Annotated in this window: 14 protein-coding genes and 1 pseudogene; 10 read left to right on the plus strand and 5 right to left on the minus strand. The window is 62.2% G+C overall.

All coding sequences use genetic code 11. The features are described from left to right. Window positions 1-95 precede the first annotated feature (95 nt). Window positions 96-1,145 carry an alpha/beta fold hydrolase gene (locus tag FKV68_RS17435; RefSeq protein ID WP_180941547.1) on the plus strand — a complete coding sequence of 350 codons (1,050 nt, stop codon included), beginning with the start codon at window positions 96-98 and terminating at the stop codon, window positions 1,143-1,145. Here the strand turns inward: FKV68_RS17435 and pyk are convergent. Then, window positions 1,112-2,551 (minus strand): pyruvate kinase, encoded by a 1,440-nt coding sequence (gene pyk, locus FKV68_RS17440; protein WP_180939046.1) that lies wholly within the window; start codon window positions 2,549-2,551, stop codon window positions 1,112-1,114. The two genes, FKV68_RS17435 and pyk, sit on opposite strands and share 34 nt — an antisense overlap. Beyond that, a pseudogene (locus FKV68_RS17445) lies at window positions 2,551-2,940 on the minus strand (DUF1036 domain-containing protein); the annotation flags it as partial. The gene pyk and the pseudogene FKV68_RS17445, both read right to left, overlap by 1 nt. A gap of 279 nt (window positions 2,941-3,219) precedes the next feature. Between FKV68_RS17445 and FKV68_RS17450 the strand changes: the two are divergent. The 3 genes from FKV68_RS17450 to FKV68_RS17460 all read left to right on the plus strand — a co-directional run bounded on the left by FKV68_RS17450 (window position 3,220) and on the right by FKV68_RS17460 (window position 4,872). Next, a complete protein-coding gene (locus FKV68_RS17450) occupies window positions 3,220-4,014 on the plus strand; it encodes an N-formylglutamate amidohydrolase (RefSeq protein ID WP_180939047.1) in 795 nt (264 codons plus the stop codon). A gap of 107 nt (window positions 4,015-4,121) precedes the next feature. Further along, window positions 4,122-4,427, plus strand: coding sequence for a DUF1244 domain-containing protein (locus FKV68_RS17455; RefSeq protein ID WP_180939048.1), 306 nt, complete (start codon window positions 4,122-4,124; stop codon window positions 4,425-4,427). A 178-nt stretch (window positions 4,428-4,605) separates the two neighbouring features. Beyond that, window positions 4,606-4,872 (plus strand): DUF2312 domain-containing protein, encoded by a 267-nt coding sequence (locus tag FKV68_RS17460; RefSeq protein WP_136508132.1) that lies wholly within the window; start codon window positions 4,606-4,608, stop codon window positions 4,870-4,872. Window positions 4,873-4,943: 71 nt separating this feature from the next. On the opposite strand, the gene FKV68_RS17465 is transcribed toward FKV68_RS17460, so the two are convergent. Further along, window positions 4,944-6,803 (minus strand): peptidoglycan L,D-endopeptidase MepK, encoded by a 1,860-nt coding sequence (locus FKV68_RS17465; protein WP_180939049.1) that lies wholly within the window; start codon window positions 6,801-6,803, stop codon window positions 4,944-4,946. Between the two features lie 180 nt (window positions 6,804-6,983). After that, the gene (locus FKV68_RS17470; protein ID WP_180939050.1) at window positions 6,984-8,528 is read right to left on the minus strand and encodes a sigma-54-dependent transcriptional regulator; all 1,545 of its coding nucleotides are present in this window, start codon (window positions 8,526-8,528) and stop codon (window positions 6,984-6,986) included. A gap of 186 nt (window positions 8,529-8,714) precedes the next feature. On the opposite strand from FKV68_RS17470, the gene FKV68_RS17475 reads away from it, so the two are divergent. The 3 genes from FKV68_RS17475 to FKV68_RS17485 all read left to right on the plus strand — a co-directional run bounded on the left by FKV68_RS17475 (window position 8,715) and on the right by FKV68_RS17485 (window position 12,476). Next, on the plus strand, window positions 8,715-10,589 hold the full coding sequence (locus FKV68_RS17475) for a M3 family oligoendopeptidase (protein ID WP_180939051.1): 1,875 nt from the start codon (window positions 8,715-8,717) through the stop codon (window positions 10,587-10,589). A gap of 106 nt (window positions 10,590-10,695) precedes the next feature. Further along, the gene (locus FKV68_RS17480; protein WP_180939052.1) at window positions 10,696-11,853 is read left to right on the plus strand and encodes an aminodeoxychorismate synthase component I; all 1,158 of its coding nucleotides are present in this window, start codon (window positions 10,696-10,698) and stop codon (window positions 11,851-11,853) included. After that, window positions 11,850-12,476, plus strand: coding sequence for an aminotransferase class IV family protein (locus tag FKV68_RS17485; RefSeq protein WP_180939053.1), 627 nt, complete (start codon window positions 11,850-11,852; stop codon window positions 12,474-12,476). Before FKV68_RS17480 ends, FKV68_RS17485 begins: the two co-directional genes overlap by 4 nt. On the opposite strand, the gene FKV68_RS17490 is transcribed toward FKV68_RS17485, so the two are convergent. Continuing rightward, window positions 12,441-13,391, minus strand: a complete 951-nt coding sequence (locus tag FKV68_RS17490) for a GGDEF domain-containing protein (protein ID WP_180941549.1) — start codon at window positions 13,389-13,391, stop codon at window positions 12,441-12,443. The genes FKV68_RS17485 and FKV68_RS17490 overlap by 36 nt on opposite strands. 159 nt (window positions 13,392-13,550) lie before the next feature. Between FKV68_RS17490 and FKV68_RS17495 the strand changes: the two genes are divergently transcribed. From FKV68_RS17495 to omp10, 3 genes are all read left to right on the plus strand, one after another. Then, window positions 13,551-14,429, plus strand: a complete 879-nt coding sequence (locus FKV68_RS17495; RefSeq protein ID WP_180941550.1) for a heme-dependent oxidative N-demethylase family protein — start codon at window positions 13,551-13,553, stop codon at window positions 14,427-14,429. A gap of 234 nt (window positions 14,430-14,663) precedes the next feature. Next, window positions 14,664-16,115, plus strand: coding sequence for a homospermidine synthase (locus FKV68_RS17500; protein WP_180939054.1), 1,452 nt, complete (start codon window positions 14,664-14,666; stop codon window positions 16,113-16,115). Between the two features lie 274 nt (window positions 16,116-16,389). Beyond that, window positions 16,390-16,755, plus strand: coding sequence for an outer membrane lipoprotein Omp10 (omp10, locus tag FKV68_RS17505; protein WP_180939055.1), 366 nt, complete (start codon window positions 16,390-16,392; stop codon window positions 16,753-16,755).

Here is a 16,755-nt window from a genome sequence, read left to right on the forward strand (position 1 = left end):
TGACCCGGACAGCGCTAGCCTGGGCTTGCTTCCAAGGGCACATGCGTAGAACCTGCATCTTTCTCAAACGCAAATTGGGGAAGACCGATCCGATCATGCTCGCGGCGTTGCTGCTTCTCGCCATCCTGACGATTGCCAGTGTCGGCTATAGTGTCTGGCAGGCACGACGCATATCCGCCCTCTTCCCAAACCGGGGCGCCCTCGTCGATGTCGGCGGCTTCCGCATGAACTGCGTCCACCTCTCCGGACCCGGCAGCCCCGATCTACCGCCGATCGTCTTCATCCACGGCGCCGGCGGCAATCTGCTCGATCAGATGCATGCTTTCAGGCCGGCACTCGAGGGCCGGGCGGAGCTGCTTTTCGTCGACCGGCCGGGCCACGGCTATTCGGAGCGGGGCGGAAGCGTCAATGGCCGGCCGGACGGTCAGGCGAAGGCGATCGCCAGATTGATGGAAAAACGCGGCATCGAGCGCGCCATCGTCGTGGGCCATTCCTTCGGCGCTGCGATTGCCGCAAGTTTTGCGCTCCACCACCCTGAACGAACCGCAGGTGTCGTTCTTCTCGCACCGGCGACACATCCCTGGCCCGGCGGAATCGACTGGTACTTCGCATTGGCGACGCTGCCCGGCCTCGGCTGGCTCTTCGCCCACACGGTTGCCACGCCGCTCGGCCTGCGCCGCATCGACAGCGCTACACGCTCGATCTTCTCACCCAATGAGCGCCCACTGGATTACGTCGGCAAGACCGCTCCGCATCTGGTGCTGCGGCCGATGACCTTTCTCAACAATGCGATCGACGTTGCCAACCTGCATGCCTATGTGACGCATGTCTCTCCGCGCTATGCCGAGATCGCGGCACCGACGGTCATCATCACCGGCGACAGCGACGCCATCGTTCTGGCCGATATCCATGCGCGCAGCCTTGCGCGCGACATTGCCGGATCGGAGCTGCTATGGGTCGCCAATCTCGGTCACAAGCCGGACTACGTGGTGACGGACCTCGTCATTGCAGCGATTGAGAAACTGGCCGGCAAGCCGCGGGACCTTCAAGAGGCAGCACGGCGGGCCGAAGCCCGCCTTGCGGTCAACGACGCTTCAATGCAGGAAGAGCCTTATACGCCGGTCAGCCCATCCGAGCCGATATAGGCGATGCGCAGCATGTTGGTGGCACCCGGCGTTCCGAGCGGGACACCGGCGGAGATGATGATGCGGTCGCCCGGCTTCCCGAAACCCTCCGCCGCGACGATGCGGCAGGCCCGGTTGACCATGTCGTCGAGATCTTTTGCATCCTCGGTTACGACGCAGTGCAGGCCCCAGACGACCGAAAGGCGCCTTGCGGTCTCGACAATCGGCGACAGCGCGATGACCGGCACCTGTGGCCGCTCGCGTGCGGCGCGCAAGCCCGTTGCGCCGGATGAGGTATAGCAGACGATCGCCGCGAGCTTCAGCGTCTCCGCGATCTGGTGCGCCGCGAGAGAAATAGCATCGGCTCCGGTCGCCTCCGGCGGCGTGCGCTGCGCATAGATGATGCCCGGATAGTGCGGGTCGAGCTCGACATTGCTCGCGATCGAAGCCATGGTCGAAACCGCCTCGACCGGATACTCGCCGGAAGCGGATTCGGCCGAAAGCATCACCGCGTCGGCGCCTTCGAACACAGCCGTGGCCACGTCGGACACCTCCGCACGGGTCGGAACCGGCGAGGAAATCATCGACTCCAGCATCTGGGTGGCGACGACCACCGGCTTGCCGGCACGCCGACAGGCGCGCGTCAGCTGCTTCTGCAGGCCGGGAACGGATTCGAGTGGCATCTCCACGCCGAGGTCGCCGCGCGCCACCATCAGCGCGTCCGAAAGCTCGATGATCTCGTCAATGCGTTCGATCGCCTGCGGCTTTTCGATCTTCGACATCAGGCCGACACGGCCGCGGGCAATCTTGCGGACTTCGGCGAGATCTTCCGGCCGCTGGATGAAGGAGAGCGCCACCCAGTCGACCTGCCCCGTCGCCAGCACGGCATCGAGATCGACGCGGTCCTTCTCGGTCAGCGCGCCGACGCCGAGCAGCGTGTCGGGCAGGCTCACGCCCTTGCGGTCCGATATCCTCGTACCGGAAACAACGGTCGTGACGATGCTCTTGCCGTTCGTCTTCTCGGCCCTGAGGTGCAGTTTGCCGTCGTCGATCAGCAGGCGATCGCCGGGCTTCACCGCCTCGAGGATTTCCGGATGGGGAAGATAGACGCGCGTGTTGTCGCCGGGGATCTCCTTGTTATCGAGCGTGAAGGTCTGCCCGATCTTGAGCTCGACCTTGCCCTCGGCAAACTTGCCGACGCGCAGCTTGGGCCCCTGCAGATCGGCCAGAATACCGATCGGTCGGCCGCAACGGGATTCGACACTGCGGATCTTCTCGATCAGCGAGCGCATGACGTCATGGCTCGCATGGCTCATATTGATACGGAACAGATCGGCTCCCGCCTCATGCAGCCTCTGGATCATCTGCTCGTCGGCCGACGCCGGCCCGAGCGTGGCGAGGATTTTGACTTTTCTGTTCCGCTTCATCAATTCTGGCTTTCCTGCGTGCCGGGCGTGTCGGAAAGCTGAACCATCCAGCTGCCCTGCCGCCCCGTGTCATATTCCTTGAATCCCATACGCTGGAAGCCGCGCGCGAAGCAGTCCTGCACGCCGGTGATCTTGAACTCGTTCTCGGCCACGCACATGTTGACCCCGCCGGTCCAGCGGCCGCCACGAGCCGCATCTTCCGCGTAGAGATAATAATATCTGGATTGAAGCTCGCCCTCGATCAGGGTCGCGCAGGTCGTTGCCGGCACCTGCCACCAGCCTTCGGTCACCCAGCCGTCCTTGGCGCGGTAGCCGATCGCCACGCCAACCAGGGTTTGCGTGCCGTTGCAGACACGAAAATCGGCATGAGCCTCGTCCGCGAAGATAAACGACCCAGAGGTTGCCAATAAAAACAGGAGGGTAGCCCAGAACGTTCCCAGGCCCGGTTTCGCTTTGGAAAAAGGATATCTAGACACGGCTTCCAACGGAACTCCGTTTTGATTTGCGTGGCACTTTCTTGCGATGCCCAGCCCTGAAAGTCAACGCAACACTAATCGATTACAATTGGCATTCTGGTGACAAAAGGCACAAGAGTTTCGCCTTTTTCTTGCGAAGGGCCGTTCTGCATGCGATCAGGAACTCGCGTTCGCAGATCGAGCAGGAGCGGCATGCAGGACTATTCCCCTTACGAGATCATTGAAGGCAATCCGGCGAATGGTCTCGTTCTTCTAGCCGACCACGCCATGAATCGTCTTCCGCCGGAATATGGAAGGCTTGGCCTTCCCGACAGTGCCTTCACCCGACACATCGCCTATGACATCGGCGTCGAACCGCTCACACGGGAATTGGCCGCAGCGCTCGATGCGCCGGCCGTGCTCGGCTGCTTTTCGCGGCTGCTGATCGATCCGAACCGCGGCGAGGACGATCCGACGCTGATCATGAAGATCTCCGACGGCGCGATCATCCCCGGCAACCATCCGATCACCGACGAGGAATGGGAGAACAGGCTGAACCGCTTCCACCGTCCGTACCACCAGGCCGTTTCCCAAACCATCGCGCGGGCTGCCGCAGCAGGCGGCAAGGCGCCGCTGGTCATCTCGCTTCATTCCTTCACGCCGGCCTGGAAGGCTGTCGCCCGGCCGTGGCACGCCGCAGTGCTCTGGGACAACGATCCGCGCGCCGTATTTCCCTTGATCGAACGGCTCGAAGCAGCGGGCGATATCGTCGTCGGCAACAACGAGCCCTATGACGGGGCGTTGCGCGGAGATACCATGTATCGGCATTGCATGACGCCGGGCATTGCCCATGCGCTGATCGAGATCCGCCAGGACCTGATCGCCGACGCGACCGGCGTCGCTGCCTGGGCCCGGCGCCTCGCCCCCATCCTGGCGGAGCTCAACGGCTTGCCGACGCTGCACGGCTATCAGCGCCACCCCTCGCGCACGGGTGCATACGACGACTGACCGCTGAAGCTTCCTTAAATCGCGCCGATTTGAGGATAAAACGTTCAAAGTACTACACAGCCGTTTGCACGTCTGCTCGGACGGGCGTCGCCGCAGAGGAGACCATCATGACCGAACTCAGTCAGGATCAGCAGATCGCCTTCGAGGCCGCGGCCTTCCGGCGGCTCGTGGCGCATCTGCGCGAGCGCAGCGACGTCCAGAACATCGACCTGATGAACCTTGCCGGCTTCTGCCGCAACTGCCTCTCCAACTGGTATCGCGAGGCGGCGGAGGCCTCCGGCATGGAAATGAGCAAGGACGATTCGCGCGAGATCATCTACGGCATGCCGTATGAGGAATGGCGTCAGCGGTATCAGACGGACGCATCCGCCGACCAGAAGGCCGCTTTCGAGCGCAACCGCCCGAAAGAATAGCTTCCTCGCGATTCCACTCGCGCGGGAGACGCGACGGCGGCGGAAAGCCGCGTCGCAGTTTTCCAGGATCGTGTTCCGGGAAATAGCGCCGTTGTTGCGCAATCGCCCTTGACCTCGGCGGCGGTTCGCGGCAGGTCACAGCACCCAGAAAATTCATTCCCCATAAAAGGAGAAGATCATGTCGGATGCTCACGGCGTCGCACGCGACCAGCTTCGTGCTTTCATCGAACGGATCGAACGGCTGGAAGAGGAAAAGAAGACCATCGCGGACGACATCAAGGATGTCTACGGCGAGGCCAAGGCAATGGGCTTCGACACGAAGATCCTGCGCAAGGTTATTTCCATCCGCAAGCAGGACCATGACGAGCGCATGGAACAGGAAGCGATCCTCGACACCTACCTGCAGGCGCTGGGCATGGTTCCCGCAGCCGAGGACGCAGCATAAGCTCTTCTGGCCGATCTCAACAAAAAGCCCGCCGTCGGCGGGCTTTTTTGTTTTCTCGGGAATGACGGCGATCAGTTGGTGCTGAACTTCTTCACTTCCATGAAGTTCACTGCGTTGCCGCTGAAGCGTGCCGTATCGACTACGCGCACACCACTCGTGAAGCCGGCGGCATAGACCGTTGTTGGCGCTGCGCGAAGGGTCTTGCTGACGAAGCGCGGCGCCTTGACCGGCTTCGAAAGGGTCGCGACGCGACCGGTCGAGAGCGCCCATTCCGAAATGATCTTCTGCGTCAGCTTCGGCTCGGTGCGGACAGACGAGCGGCTGGCTGCCTCGGCATCCTGCTTCTTCGGCCGGCTGCCCTTTGCCGACACCTCGGCTTCGGTGTCGAAGGCGCTATCGAAGATGGTTTCCTTCAAGCTTGCATCCGAGCGGGGCGCATAGGCCGCCATTTCGATCGGCTGTGCGGTCGGCTCGGGTTCTGTCGTCGGCGCAGCAAGCGCCACGCGCGTCGTCGCCTGGGCAGCGGTGTCACGCGGCGCCTCGGCGGATGCCACGACCCGACGATCTGCGAAAGCCGGGACACCAACCTGAGCTTCGGCAACGGCCGCAAGCGCGGCTTCCCCGGCCGGACGCATCCCCGGCACCGGCACGAAACCGAGTGCCTCAGCATCTCCGGCCGCGGCGTCGGCGGACGCCACAAGCGTTCCATTGGCTATCAGCGCATTCATATCGCGACGGTCAAGCATCTGCGGAACCGGCACCTTCAGCGTGCTGAGATCCGCATACTCCGATGGCACGGTCGGCGTCTGCTGCATGGCCGCAGCCAGCGCCTCCTGGGCGTTGTTTTGCGCGGGCGCGACAAGCGCAACCGCTACGCCACCATTTGCCGGCGCATCCTTGAAGGCCGGCCGAGCGGCCGGAACCGGTGCATTGATGTTCTGCTGTTCTTCCGAGGTCTGGCCGGCGACCGAACCCGCGACACCCGGAAGCGCCTCCTGCCCGGCCGGCGCAGATGCAGTCTGAGCCTTGGCCGGAGTCTCGCTTTCGCCGTCTTCCGCAGCGCCGGCGACGATTGCCGCTGGTTCTTCATCCTCGTCACCGCCACCGCCGAAGAGCATGGCGAACAGGTTGCCGCTACGCTTGCCGCTGGCAACGTCACCCGGTCCCTTGGCACCGCCGCCGGCAACCTCGATCGCCGACGCGCCGACCCGCCGCTTGTAATCCGCAACAGCCTGCTGATAGCCCGGCAACGGCTTGCCGTCAGACGGTACGTGCATGGTCTTCCCGTCCGGGAAGAGACGTGCCAGCTCATTGCGGGTCATGCGCGGCCAGGCGCGCACGCCGCCGACGTCCATGTGCACGAAGGGAGAGCCGGAGGTCGGATAATAGCCGACACCACCCACCTGGAACTTCATGCCTATTTCGCGGAGCGACTTGAGCCTCACGTCAGGCAGGTAGAAATCCATCGCCTTGCCGAGCATGTGCTGGCTCTTCTTGGCGACGCCCTTGGAGCGGGACCGCAGCATGCTGTTTGTGGCGGGAGAGCGATAGGCGGAAACGACGTGAATATAGTCGCGCGAGCCGCTCTTCTGGTAGACTTCCCAGACCAGATCAAGAAGCCGCGGATCCATCCTCGTCGGCTCGTTGCGCCGCCAGTCGCGCAGAAAACGGTTGATCTCCTGCAATCCCCTGGAATCGTAGCGGCCGTTGCGCTTGAAGGTGATCTGCGCCTTTTCCTTGGTATGGATGAAATAAAGCTTCAAGGTCCGGGTCTGACCGGCCGCCTCGACCGGAGGCGCCATGCCAGGTGTGACGAGGGACGCCGCCAAAGCGATGGAGGCAAGAACCTGCGGCGCCTTGCGGGCAATCGCCGAGCAGATTCTCCGCGCTAAGAAGCCGACTGGCTTCTTCAAACCGAACAAATTTGGCATTCAATCCCCGTCCGACGGACAACCGTGCTTTGTTGTCTCAGATGACTGTCAAATAAGGTGACAGCATGGCAATTATGCCACAGTCGCCACCGCCCCTTATAATATAGTGAACAGTCCACTAACAAGGTCTAAACGGCGGTGCCCCAATTGCACGGCTAATGAGGCGTGAATGCGTCGAATTTATGCGGCCTCACGCAGCGGATCGTCGGGATCGATGCCGTAATCCTTGAGCTTTCGATAGAGCGTCGAGCGACCGATGCCGAGTTTTCGCGCCACTTGACTCATCTGTCCGCGGTAGAACTTCAGGGCAAAGCGAATCAGTTCCTCCTCGACCTCGGCCAGCTTGCGGACATCGCCACCCTCATCGACGCTGGCGATGGCGTTCTCCAGACGGTTGTCTGGCATCTGCTCCCGGGACGCCGGTTGCTCCGCCACCTTCAAATCCGCATGAGCGTTCGACGCATAGCCGCCGGCGGCCGGGACGCGCTCCGGCCCGGCCTCGCCCCAGGAGAAGCCGGAACGATCGGCGACGACGTAGCCGGGTATCTGGGTCGCGATCTGCGGAAAATCCTTGACCGTGAGTTCGTTGCCTTCCGCAAGCACCACAGCGCGGAAAATCGCGTTCTCGAGCTGGCGGATGTTGCCCGGCCAATCATAGGCCGTCAGCAGCGCCATCGCGCCGCTCGAGACTGTCAGCGGCTGATTGAGCCTCTGCTCGGCGGCAAAGCGCTCGACGAAGGCGCGCACCAGCACCGGGATATCTTCCTTGCGCCGGCGCAGCGCCGGAATGGTGATCGGGAAGACATTGAGGCGATAATAGAGATCTTCCCGGAACCGTCCTTCACGCACCTCGTTGATGAGGTCCTTGTTGGTGGCCGAGATCAGCCGCACATTGACCTTTTGCGGATGGCGCGCGCCGACAGTCTCTATTTCGCCCTGCTGGACGGCGCGTAAGAGCTTGACCTGAACGTCGAGCGGCAGATCGCCGATCTCATCGAGGAAGAGCGTCCCGCCATCCGCATCGACGAACTTGCCGGTGTGCTTTTCGGTTGCGCCGGTGAAGGCGCCCTTCTCGTGACCGAACAGGATGCTTTCGACCAGATTGTGCGGGATCGCGCCGCAATTGACGGTGACGAATGGTTTGCCCGCGCGGTCGCTCGCCGATTGGATCGCGCGCGCCACCATCTCCTTGCCGACGCCGGATTCGCCTTCAAGCACGATCGGGATGTTGGACTGCGCGGCACGGCGGGCAAGGTCGATGACCCGGATCATCGCCGGGCTGGCCGAGACGATGTCGTCGAAACCAACCGCCCCGCCGCGTGACCGCCGCGATGTCTTCACCTTGCCATCGCGATGCGCCATTTTCAGCGCGTTGCCGATCGCGACCGCGAGCCGCTCCGGAGATACCGGTTTGACGAGGAAGTCGAAGGCCCCGGCCTGCATCGCGTGGACAACCGTTTCGATGCCACCCTGTCCGGTCTGCACGATCACCGGCGTATCGACGCCGCGTTCGGCGAGCGCCTCGAGAAAACCGTGACCGTTCATCTCGGGCATCAGGAGGTCCAGCAGGATGACGTCGATGATACCACCCTTGCGCACCAGCACTTCGAGTCCGCTTCGCCCGTTGTCGGCGAGATGCGCGACGTGACCCAGCCGTTCGATCATGTTCGTCAGCAACCGGCGCTGCACCGGATCGTCATCGATGACAAGAATATGTGATGTCACGAAAGCCTCCTGCTCTGGACACGCAGTACTCTTTGGCCAACCTCATGTGCCAAATCATGCCAGCTATTCGTGCCATAGAGGACTGAACATCATGTTTTGAGAAAAGCTTGCATTTTATCCATTGGCGGCGATAGCAATGGGCCCCATATGGCTTGTTACCTCAGCCACCAATGCGAGAATCCTAAGATGCCGCTATCTCCTCGAAACCTTGCCGCTTCAGCCACTCAATCCGCGCTTCGTGCGACGGCGGGACAGGCGCATGGAGCCGCCGCCGACCTTGGCGATCTGCCGTCCTGGCGGCTTGAAGATCTTTACGCATCCTCCACGTCAGAGGCATTCCGCTCCGACATGGCCAAGGCGGAGGCAGACGCGATCGCCTTCGAGAACAAATGGAAGGGCAAGCTGACGGCGGCCGCCGGCAAGACCGGAGACGAGGGTATCGGTGCCGCGGTGAAGGAGTTCGAGGCGCTCGAGGATCTGATGGGGAGGATCGCCTCCTTTGCCGGGCTCACCTATTTCTCCGACACGTCCAAGCCGGCCAACGGCAAGCTCTACGGCGACGTCCAGTCGAAGCTCACCGACATGTCGGCGCATCTCCTGTTCTTCTCGCTGGAACTCAATCGCATCGATGACAGCATCATCGATGCGGCTCTGACAAAGGACAGCCTTGCGGCACACTACAAGCCATGGATCCTCGACCTGCGCAAGGACAAGCCCTATCAGCTCGAGGACAAGCTGGAGCAGCTCTTCCTCGAAAAATCGATGACCGGCGCGAGCGCCTTCAACCGCCTGTTCGACGAAACCGTCGCGGCGCTCACCTTCAATGTCGACGGCGAGGCGTTGCCGCTCGAGGTTGCGTTGAATCTTCTGCAGGATCCCTCGCCGGAAACCCGCAAGAAGGCGGCGATCGCGCTCGCCGAAACCTTCAAGGCGAACATCCGCACCTTCACGCTGGTTACCAATACGCTTGCCAAGGACAAGGAAATCTCCGACCGCTGGCGTGGCTTTCAGGATATCGCCGACAGCCGCCATCTCGCCAATCGCGTCGAACGGGAAGTCGTGGACGCGCTGGCCGCTGCGGTGAAGGCCGCCTATCCGCGCCTCTCGCACCGCTACTACGCCATGAAAGCGAAATGGCTCGGTATGGAGCAGATGGATTTTTGGGACCGCAACGCCCCGCTCCCCGACACGCCTAACGCCGTCATCCCCTGGGACGAGGCGAAGGACACGGTGCTCTCCGCCTATCACGCCTTCGCCCCGGAAATGGCGACGATCGCCCGGCGTTTCTTCGATGACCGCTGGATCGATGCACCCGTCCGTCCCGGCAAGGCGCCCGGCGCCTTCGCTCATCCGACGGTTCCCTCCGTTCATCCCTACGTGCTCGTCAATTACATGGGCAAGCCGCGGGACGTGATGACGCTTGCCCACGAGCTCGGCCATGGCGTGCATCAGGTGCTCGCCGGCGCCCAGGGCGCGCTGATGGCTTCGACGCCGCTGACGCTTGCCGAAACCGCCTCCGTCTTCGGCGAGATGCTGACCTTCCGCGCGCTCCTCGACCAGACCAAGGATAAGCGCGAGCGCAAGGCGATGCTCGCGCAGAAGGTGGAGGACATGATCAACACGGTCGTGCGCCAGATTGCCTTCTATGAATTCGAGCGCAAGGTCCATAGCGCCCGCAAGGACGGCGAGCTCACCGCCGACGACCTCGGCGAGATGTGGCTTTCGGTTCAAACGGAAAGCCTCGGTCCCGCGATCCGGATCTCCGAAGGCTACGAGACCTATTGGGCCTATATCCCCCACTTCATCCACTCGCCCTTCTACGTCTATGCCTACGCCTTCGGCGATTGCCTCGTGAACTCGCTCTACGCCGTCTACCAAAAGGCCGAGAGGGGCTTCCAGGAGAAGTATTTCGAGCTCTTGAAGGCCGGTGGGACCAAGCATCATTCCGAACTGCTGGCGCCGTTCGGGCTCGACGCGACCGATCCGTCGTTCTGGGCGCAGGGACTGTCGATGATTGAGGGGCTGATCAAGGAACTGGAGGCGCTTGATAAGGCGGCCTAAGCCACTACAGCGCCGTGCGTCTTTCAGACGCGCAAAGACCGCTGTAGCACTTTGGATAGCGACACACCCCAGCGGCCCGATGTTGAATGGACGACGACCAGCTTCGATGATCGAGAATGCGCCCTTTGTCCTTTTCCGGGACGACAGCGAAAACCGGACGACGGTTTTCGCCGAACCTTCGCGCGTTATCACGGCGCGTACGCGAGGCGAATTCCGGCGCGGGCTTGCGGAAATCGAAAGCGCTCATCGAGCCGGAAAGTGGCTCGCCGGCTATATGGCCTATGAGGCCGGCCACCTCTTCGAAGAAAAGCTTGAACCCTTTGCCGAGGAGAACCGCGAGACGCCGCTTATGTCCTTCGGCGTCTTCGACGCGCCTGCGGAAGGTCATCCTCTTGGCGAACCGCAGCGACGGGTGGAAAACGAGCCCTTCCTCTCAGAGCCACGCGCCGGTTGGGATTTTCCGGCCTACCGCGCTCGGTTCGAACGCCTGCATCAGCACCTGCGCCAGGGAGACTGCTACCAGGCGAACCTGACGATGCCGATCCATGCACGCTGGTCGGGCGACCCGCGCGCGGCCTTCTGGTCGCTGATCGAGCGCCAGCCCGTGAAATACGGGGCGCTTGTGGCGCTCGACGGCCCGATTCTCCTTTCGCGCTCACCGGAACTGTTCTTCCGCGTCGACGCCGACGGCTGGATCGAAACGCATCCGATGAAGGGCACGGCGCCGCGCGGCGCGACGGCCGAGGAGGACACGGCGATCATCGCCGCGATGCGGGCAGACGAAAAGACCCAGGCCGAAAACCGGATGATCGTCGACCTGTTGCGCAACGACATTTCCCGTGTCACCGCGATCGGAACGCTAGACGTTCCAAAGCTTTTCGACGTCGAAACCTATCCAACCGTTCATCAGATGGTGAGCCACGTCAGGGCCAGGCTTCGGCCCGACACCGGCATCGCCGATATCTTTGCGGCTCTCTTTCCCTGCGGTTCCATCACCGGCGCGCCAAAAATCCGGGCGATGGAAATCCTTCACGATCTGGAAAGCGGGCCGCGCGACGCCTATTGCGGCGCCATCGGCTTCATCGCCCCGAGCGGGGTGATGCGATTCAACGTGGCGATCCGCACAATTTCCCTGTTTCCGGACGGCCGCGCGATCTTCAACGTCGGCGGCGGAATCGTCTTCGATTCAAAGGCCGAGGCCGAATATGACGAATGCCTGCTGAAGGCCCGCTTCGCCATCGGCGACGCCGAGATCGCGCGATGACGGATTTTTCTCTGCTCGAGACGCTGCGCTTCGAGCCGGAGACCGGCTTCGTCCGGCTGCAGCTGCATCTCGCGCGATTGACGCGCTCGGCGAGGCGGCTCGGCTTTGCCGGCGCAGAGGCTGCTCAAGCGCACCTGACCGAAGCAGTGCGCGGTGCTGTCGGTCCGTTGCGGGTCCGCCTGACGCTCGACCGCCACGGGGCCATCGCCGTGACCACCGCTCCCTTTGCCCCCCTCCCCGATGACACCGTCTGGCGCGCGCGGATCGCTGCCACACGGCTCGATTCCGGCAACCGGCTGCTCCGCGTCAAGACGACACGGCGCGAAATCTTCGAGGCTGCGCGCGGCGAGTTCACGCCGGAGGAGGCCGACGAGGTCATCCTGCTCAATGAAAAGGGCGAGGTTTGCGAAGGCACGATAACGTCCGTCTTCCTCGATGACGGAAGCGGCATCCTCAAAACGCCGCCGATCAGCTGCGGCCTGCTTGCAGGCGTGCTGCGCACCGACCTTATCTGCCAGCGCCGCGCTCGCGTTTCTCGTCTCACGCCTGCCGATCTTGAAAGCGGGCGCCTTTATCTCGGCAATTCGCTACGAGGTCTGATCCGGGCAAAACTCGGGGTCTGAGCCTGCGAGCGTATAGCGTTTCACGCGATCCCGCCCTTCGCGCTTGGCAAGATAGAGCGCCTCGTCCGCGCGGGCATAGATATCGTTGACGCTGTCCCCGTCGCGATATTCCGCAAGCCCCACCGAGCAGGTGTAGTAGAACTCCGGGATGTTCGAAAGCGGGCGGGCGCTGCGCACCTTGTCCAGCACCCGATCGAGGATGAGATGGCTCTCGCTGACCGTCGTGTCGGGCAGGATCAGCATGAACTCCTCGCCGCCGATTCGGCCGAAGCAGTCTGAACGGCGGACGATCGCCTGCATCTGCCGGGCGAAATCGAGCAGAACTTCGTCGCCGCGCTGGTGGCCATAGCGATCGTTGATCGCCTTGAAGTAATCGATATCGATGATCGCGACGCAACCCCACATGTCGGGATTGCCGGTGCAGTTCGTGATGAAGTCGGTAAGTCTGTCCATCGTGTAGCGCCGGTTCGGCACGCTTGTGAGCTCGTCCACCTGCGACGCCCGCACTGCGAAATCGCGGTCCTGCCGCAGCTCGCGTTCGTCGGCGCGAATCGAGGTGATGTCGACGGCGATGCAGAGCATGCAGCCATTGGCATCGACCGTCTCGGTCATCCACAGCCAGCGGCCATCATGAAGGTCGGTTTCAAGCGCGCGAAACGGTATCTTGCCTCGCCGATGGACCGTGGCCGCAATCCAGGTTTCGATGTCGTCCGTCTTCACCACCGTGCCCTTGCCGCAGGCATAGTTGCGCCGCATCAGATCGGCCCAGGTCGGAAAGTCGTCAGGAGCGAGATTATAGGCGGCGCGAAACGCATCGTTGGCAAAACACAAACGGTCGTGCTGATCATAAAGCGCGATCAATACGGGCGATCGAGCCTCCAGTTCCATCAAGGTCTGGAGATGGTCGCCAATCACGGTCAAATCTCAATCCCTCCGGGCAAACGCATTCGGGAAATGCAATTACAGCAAGAATATACACGCGCAAGAGCTATAACACGAATCGCTTGTGACCGAATGCCCGCCATGCCAATGGAAGGGAAATATGGTTAAGTGGCGAAGCTTCGGTTCCCCAGCATGAAACACAGCCCCTACGACGGTTCGTCGAAACCCTTCACGATCGGCCTCGTCCAGCTCGATCCCGAGCGGTGGATCGAACCGGACGATGCGCTTGAGTTCTATCTCGAGGAAAAGGCGCGGCTACTCGCCTCCATGCGCGAGAGCATTTTTCTTGCCGAGACCGGAACGGAGGCGGCGCAAGGCGAACTCCTGAACGTGCTCACCGGATACCTGCCCAACCGATTTCCGGCCCTCTACCGGCGCGAGGGCGACGCGATGGTCGTCGGTAAGCGCCGGGTGCCGCTCGCCGGCGATGCCGCCCTCGTCACCGCGGGTTCCCTGATCCAGGACGACCTTGCGATCATGGAGCGCAAGGGGGGCGATTGGCGGCTTGCCGCAGCCTATGTCGCCTTTCCATCCTCCTGGTCGCTCGCGGAGAAATTCGGCCGGGCGATGCATGAGATTCACGCGCCCGTTCCCGGCTTCGGTCAGGGCACGCGCAATGCCGAACTCATCACCCGGATGTTCGACAATCTTTCGCCCGGACGTTTCGTCGAACGCTTCAACTGGGCGATCAACGTCGACGGCGCGCTGCATTTGCCGAAGTCGAAATCCGAGCAGGCCGACGCCGAGGCGGTGTCGCTTTCCGAAGACGGCACCTTCATCCGCATCGAGCGCCAGACGCTTCGCAAACTGCCGGAGACCGGCGCGATCGTCTTCACGATCCGCATCTATTCCGATCCGCTCGCCGCGCTCAGAAGCCGGCCCGACGCGGCAGCGCTTGCCCGATCCTTCGTTACCCAACTCAACGAATTGACGCTGCCGCAGGCAGCATACAAGGGTCTTGTAAGCAAGCGGGAAGCCCTGATCGCAGCGTTGCTGGCGATTGCCGGTTAAGCAAAGTCTCAAGTGGCGGTTGACGCGGCGGCCCTTTATTGTGACAGGAAACTATGCTCTAGAGCATCCGCTTTCAGCGATTTCATCTGAAAGCGGGCAGGACGCTCCAGAACCTTCAGCGCCTCGGAGCGTTCGAACGCCCGGCGTTGCTGGCATTGCCAGAGACTCTCAATCGCCCGCTTTCCGCCCGTTTCAACCAACCTCACAGGGATGTTTTCTCAGGAGAAGACCAAAATGGCAGATACCACCTATCCGGTTCATGGCGAGATCACCGGCCCGATCGTCATGATCGGTTTCGGCTCGATTGGCCACGGCACCTTGCCGCTGATCGAGCGCCACTTCAAATACGACAAGAACCGGTTGATTGTGGTCGAACCGCGCGAAGACGCCAAGGACACGGAGCTATTCGAGCGCCATGGCGTGCGTCACGTCAAGGCTTATGTGACCAAGGACAACTACAAGGAACTCTTGAAGCCTCTGCTGACTGAAGGCGGCGGACAGGGCTTCTGCGTCAATCTCTCCGTCGACACGTCCTCGCTCGATCTCATGAAGCTCTGCCGCAAGCTCGATGTTCTCTACATCGACACGGTTGTGGAGCCCTGGCTCGGTTTCTATTTCAACCCGGAAATGGACAACGCCGCACGCACCAACTATGCGCTGCGCGAGACGGTGCGCAAGGAAAAGCAGAAGAACCCGGGCGGCACCACCGCGGTTTCGACCTGCGGCGCCAACCCGGGCATGGTCTCCTGGTTCGTCAAGAAGGCGCTCCTCAACCTTGCCGACGATCTCGGCCTGAAATACGAGGAACCGCATCAGGACGACCGCGAAGGCTGGGCGAAGCTGATGAAGAAGGCCGGCGTCAAGGGCATCCACATCGCCGAGCGCGACACGCAGCGCAGCAAGAAACCCAAGCCGCTCGACGTCTTCTGGAACACCTGGTCGGTCGAAGGCTTCATTTCCGAAGGCCTGCAGCCGGCCGAACTCGGCTGGGGCACGCACGAAACCTGGATGCCCAAGAACGCCAAGAAGCAAAAGAAGGGCAACAAGGCGGCAATCTATCTGGAGCAGCCGGGCGCAAACACGCGCGTGCGCACCTGGTGCCCGACGCCGGGCCCGCAATACGGCTTCCTCGTCACCCACAACGAGTCGATCTCGATTGCCGACTTCTTCACCGTGCGTGACAAGGATGGCGAGGTCACCTACCGCCCGACGTGCCACTATGCCTATCATCCGAACAACGACGCCGTGCTCTCGCTGCACGAGATGTTCGGTAATGGCGGCAATGCGCAGCCGGTGCACCACGTTCTCGACGAGAACGAACTCGTCGACGGCATCGATGAGCTCGGCGTGCTGCTCTACGGTCATGACAAGAACGCCTACTGGTATGGTTCGCGCCTGTCGCTCGAAGAAACCCGGCGCATCGCGCCCTATCAGAATGCCACCGGCCTGCAGGTGACGAGCGCCGTTCTCGCCGGCATGGTCTGGGCACTCGAGAACCCTAAGGCGGGCATCGTCGAAGCCGACGAGATGGACTACAAGCGCTGCCTGGAAGTGCAGCTCCCCTATCTCGGCCCGGTCGAAGGACACTACACCGACTGGACGCCGCTCGATGGTCGTCCGGGCCTGTTCCCGGAAGACCTCGATACCAAGGATCCGTGGCAGTTCCGGAACATCCTCTTCCGCTGAGAATCGCGGCGCATACGTTGCAAAATACGGCCCGGAGCATAACTGCTCCGGGCCTTTTCATTTGAGTGATAAAGTTGCACGACAGGGCGAAGCCAACCCTCGCGAACGAGGGAACCGCGCTCTAACATCTTAGAATCGATCACGTTTACGACCTGGCGCGATTCAATCCAAAATCGCCGGGATTTCGGTGACGGTCTTGCTTTCAACTCATGATCGCGGCATGGTTTCGCGCACAGACCGAAACCGCCAAGACAAGACGCGGGAGAAAACGCCCATGAAGCCTTTCGCCATTCCGACCCTTCTGGCCGCCGCGGCAGCGCTGGCATCATGCCAGTCGTCGCCACGGGAAATGGGCGGACCGCCGCCGAGCCAGGCGGCCGGCGTCGAGGGCGCCTGGGTCGATCCGAACGGCATCGTTTCCACCTTCGCCGGCGGGACGTTCTCGACGCGCACCACCGACACCAACCAGCTGCTCGCCTCCGGCAACTACGTGAATGTCAGCCCGACGCTTGTCGAAATCAGCATGACGTCACTGGTGCGCAACACCCAGTCGAAGGTCAACTGCGCGCTCGTCACGCAGACACAGCTGAACTGCACCACCGATTCCGGCGCTCAGTTCTCGCTTACGCGCCGCGGCTGA

Source organism: Sinorhizobium mexicanum (genome assembly GCF_013488225.1).
Classification (GTDB): domain Bacteria; phylum Pseudomonadota; class Alphaproteobacteria; order Rhizobiales; family Rhizobiaceae; genus Sinorhizobium; species Sinorhizobium mexicanum.

Excerpts from the sequence above, each read along its gene's own strand:
- FKV68_RS17435 (WP_180941547.1), top strand. The coding sequence starts at position 96 with ATGCTCGCGGCGTTGCTGCTTCTCGCCATCCTGACGATTGCCAGTGTC.
- pyk (WP_180939046.1), bottom strand. The coding sequence starts at position 2,551 with ATGAAGCGGAACAGAAAAGTCAAAATCCTCGCCACGCTCGGGCCGGCG.
- FKV68_RS17450 (WP_180939047.1), top strand. The coding sequence starts at position 3,220 with ATGCAGGACTATTCCCCTTACGAGATCATTGAAGGCAATCCGGCGAAT.
- FKV68_RS17455 (WP_180939048.1), top strand. The coding sequence starts at position 4,122 with ATGACCGAACTCAGTCAGGATCAGCAGATCGCCTTCGAGGCCGCGGCC.
- FKV68_RS17460 (WP_136508132.1), top strand. The coding sequence starts at position 4,606 with ATGTCGGATGCTCACGGCGTCGCACGCGACCAGCTTCGTGCTTTCATC.
- FKV68_RS17465 (WP_180939049.1), bottom strand. The coding sequence starts at position 6,803 with ATGCCAAATTTGTTCGGTTTGAAGAAGCCAGTCGGCTTCTTAGCGCGG.
- FKV68_RS17475 (WP_180939051.1), top strand. The coding sequence starts at position 8,715 with ATGCCGCTATCTCCTCGAAACCTTGCCGCTTCAGCCACTCAATCCGCG.
- FKV68_RS17480 (WP_180939052.1), top strand. The coding sequence starts at position 10,696 with ATGATCGAGAATGCGCCCTTTGTCCTTTTCCGGGACGACAGCGAAAAC.
- FKV68_RS17485 (WP_180939053.1), top strand. The coding sequence starts at position 11,850 with ATGACGGATTTTTCTCTGCTCGAGACGCTGCGCTTCGAGCCGGAGACC.
- FKV68_RS17495 (WP_180941550.1), top strand. The coding sequence starts at position 13,551 with ATGAAACACAGCCCCTACGACGGTTCGTCGAAACCCTTCACGATCGGC.
- FKV68_RS17500 (WP_180939054.1), top strand. The coding sequence starts at position 14,664 with ATGGCAGATACCACCTATCCGGTTCATGGCGAGATCACCGGCCCGATC.
- omp10 (WP_180939055.1), top strand. The coding sequence starts at position 16,390 with ATGAAGCCTTTCGCCATTCCGACCCTTCTGGCCGCCGCGGCAGCGCTG.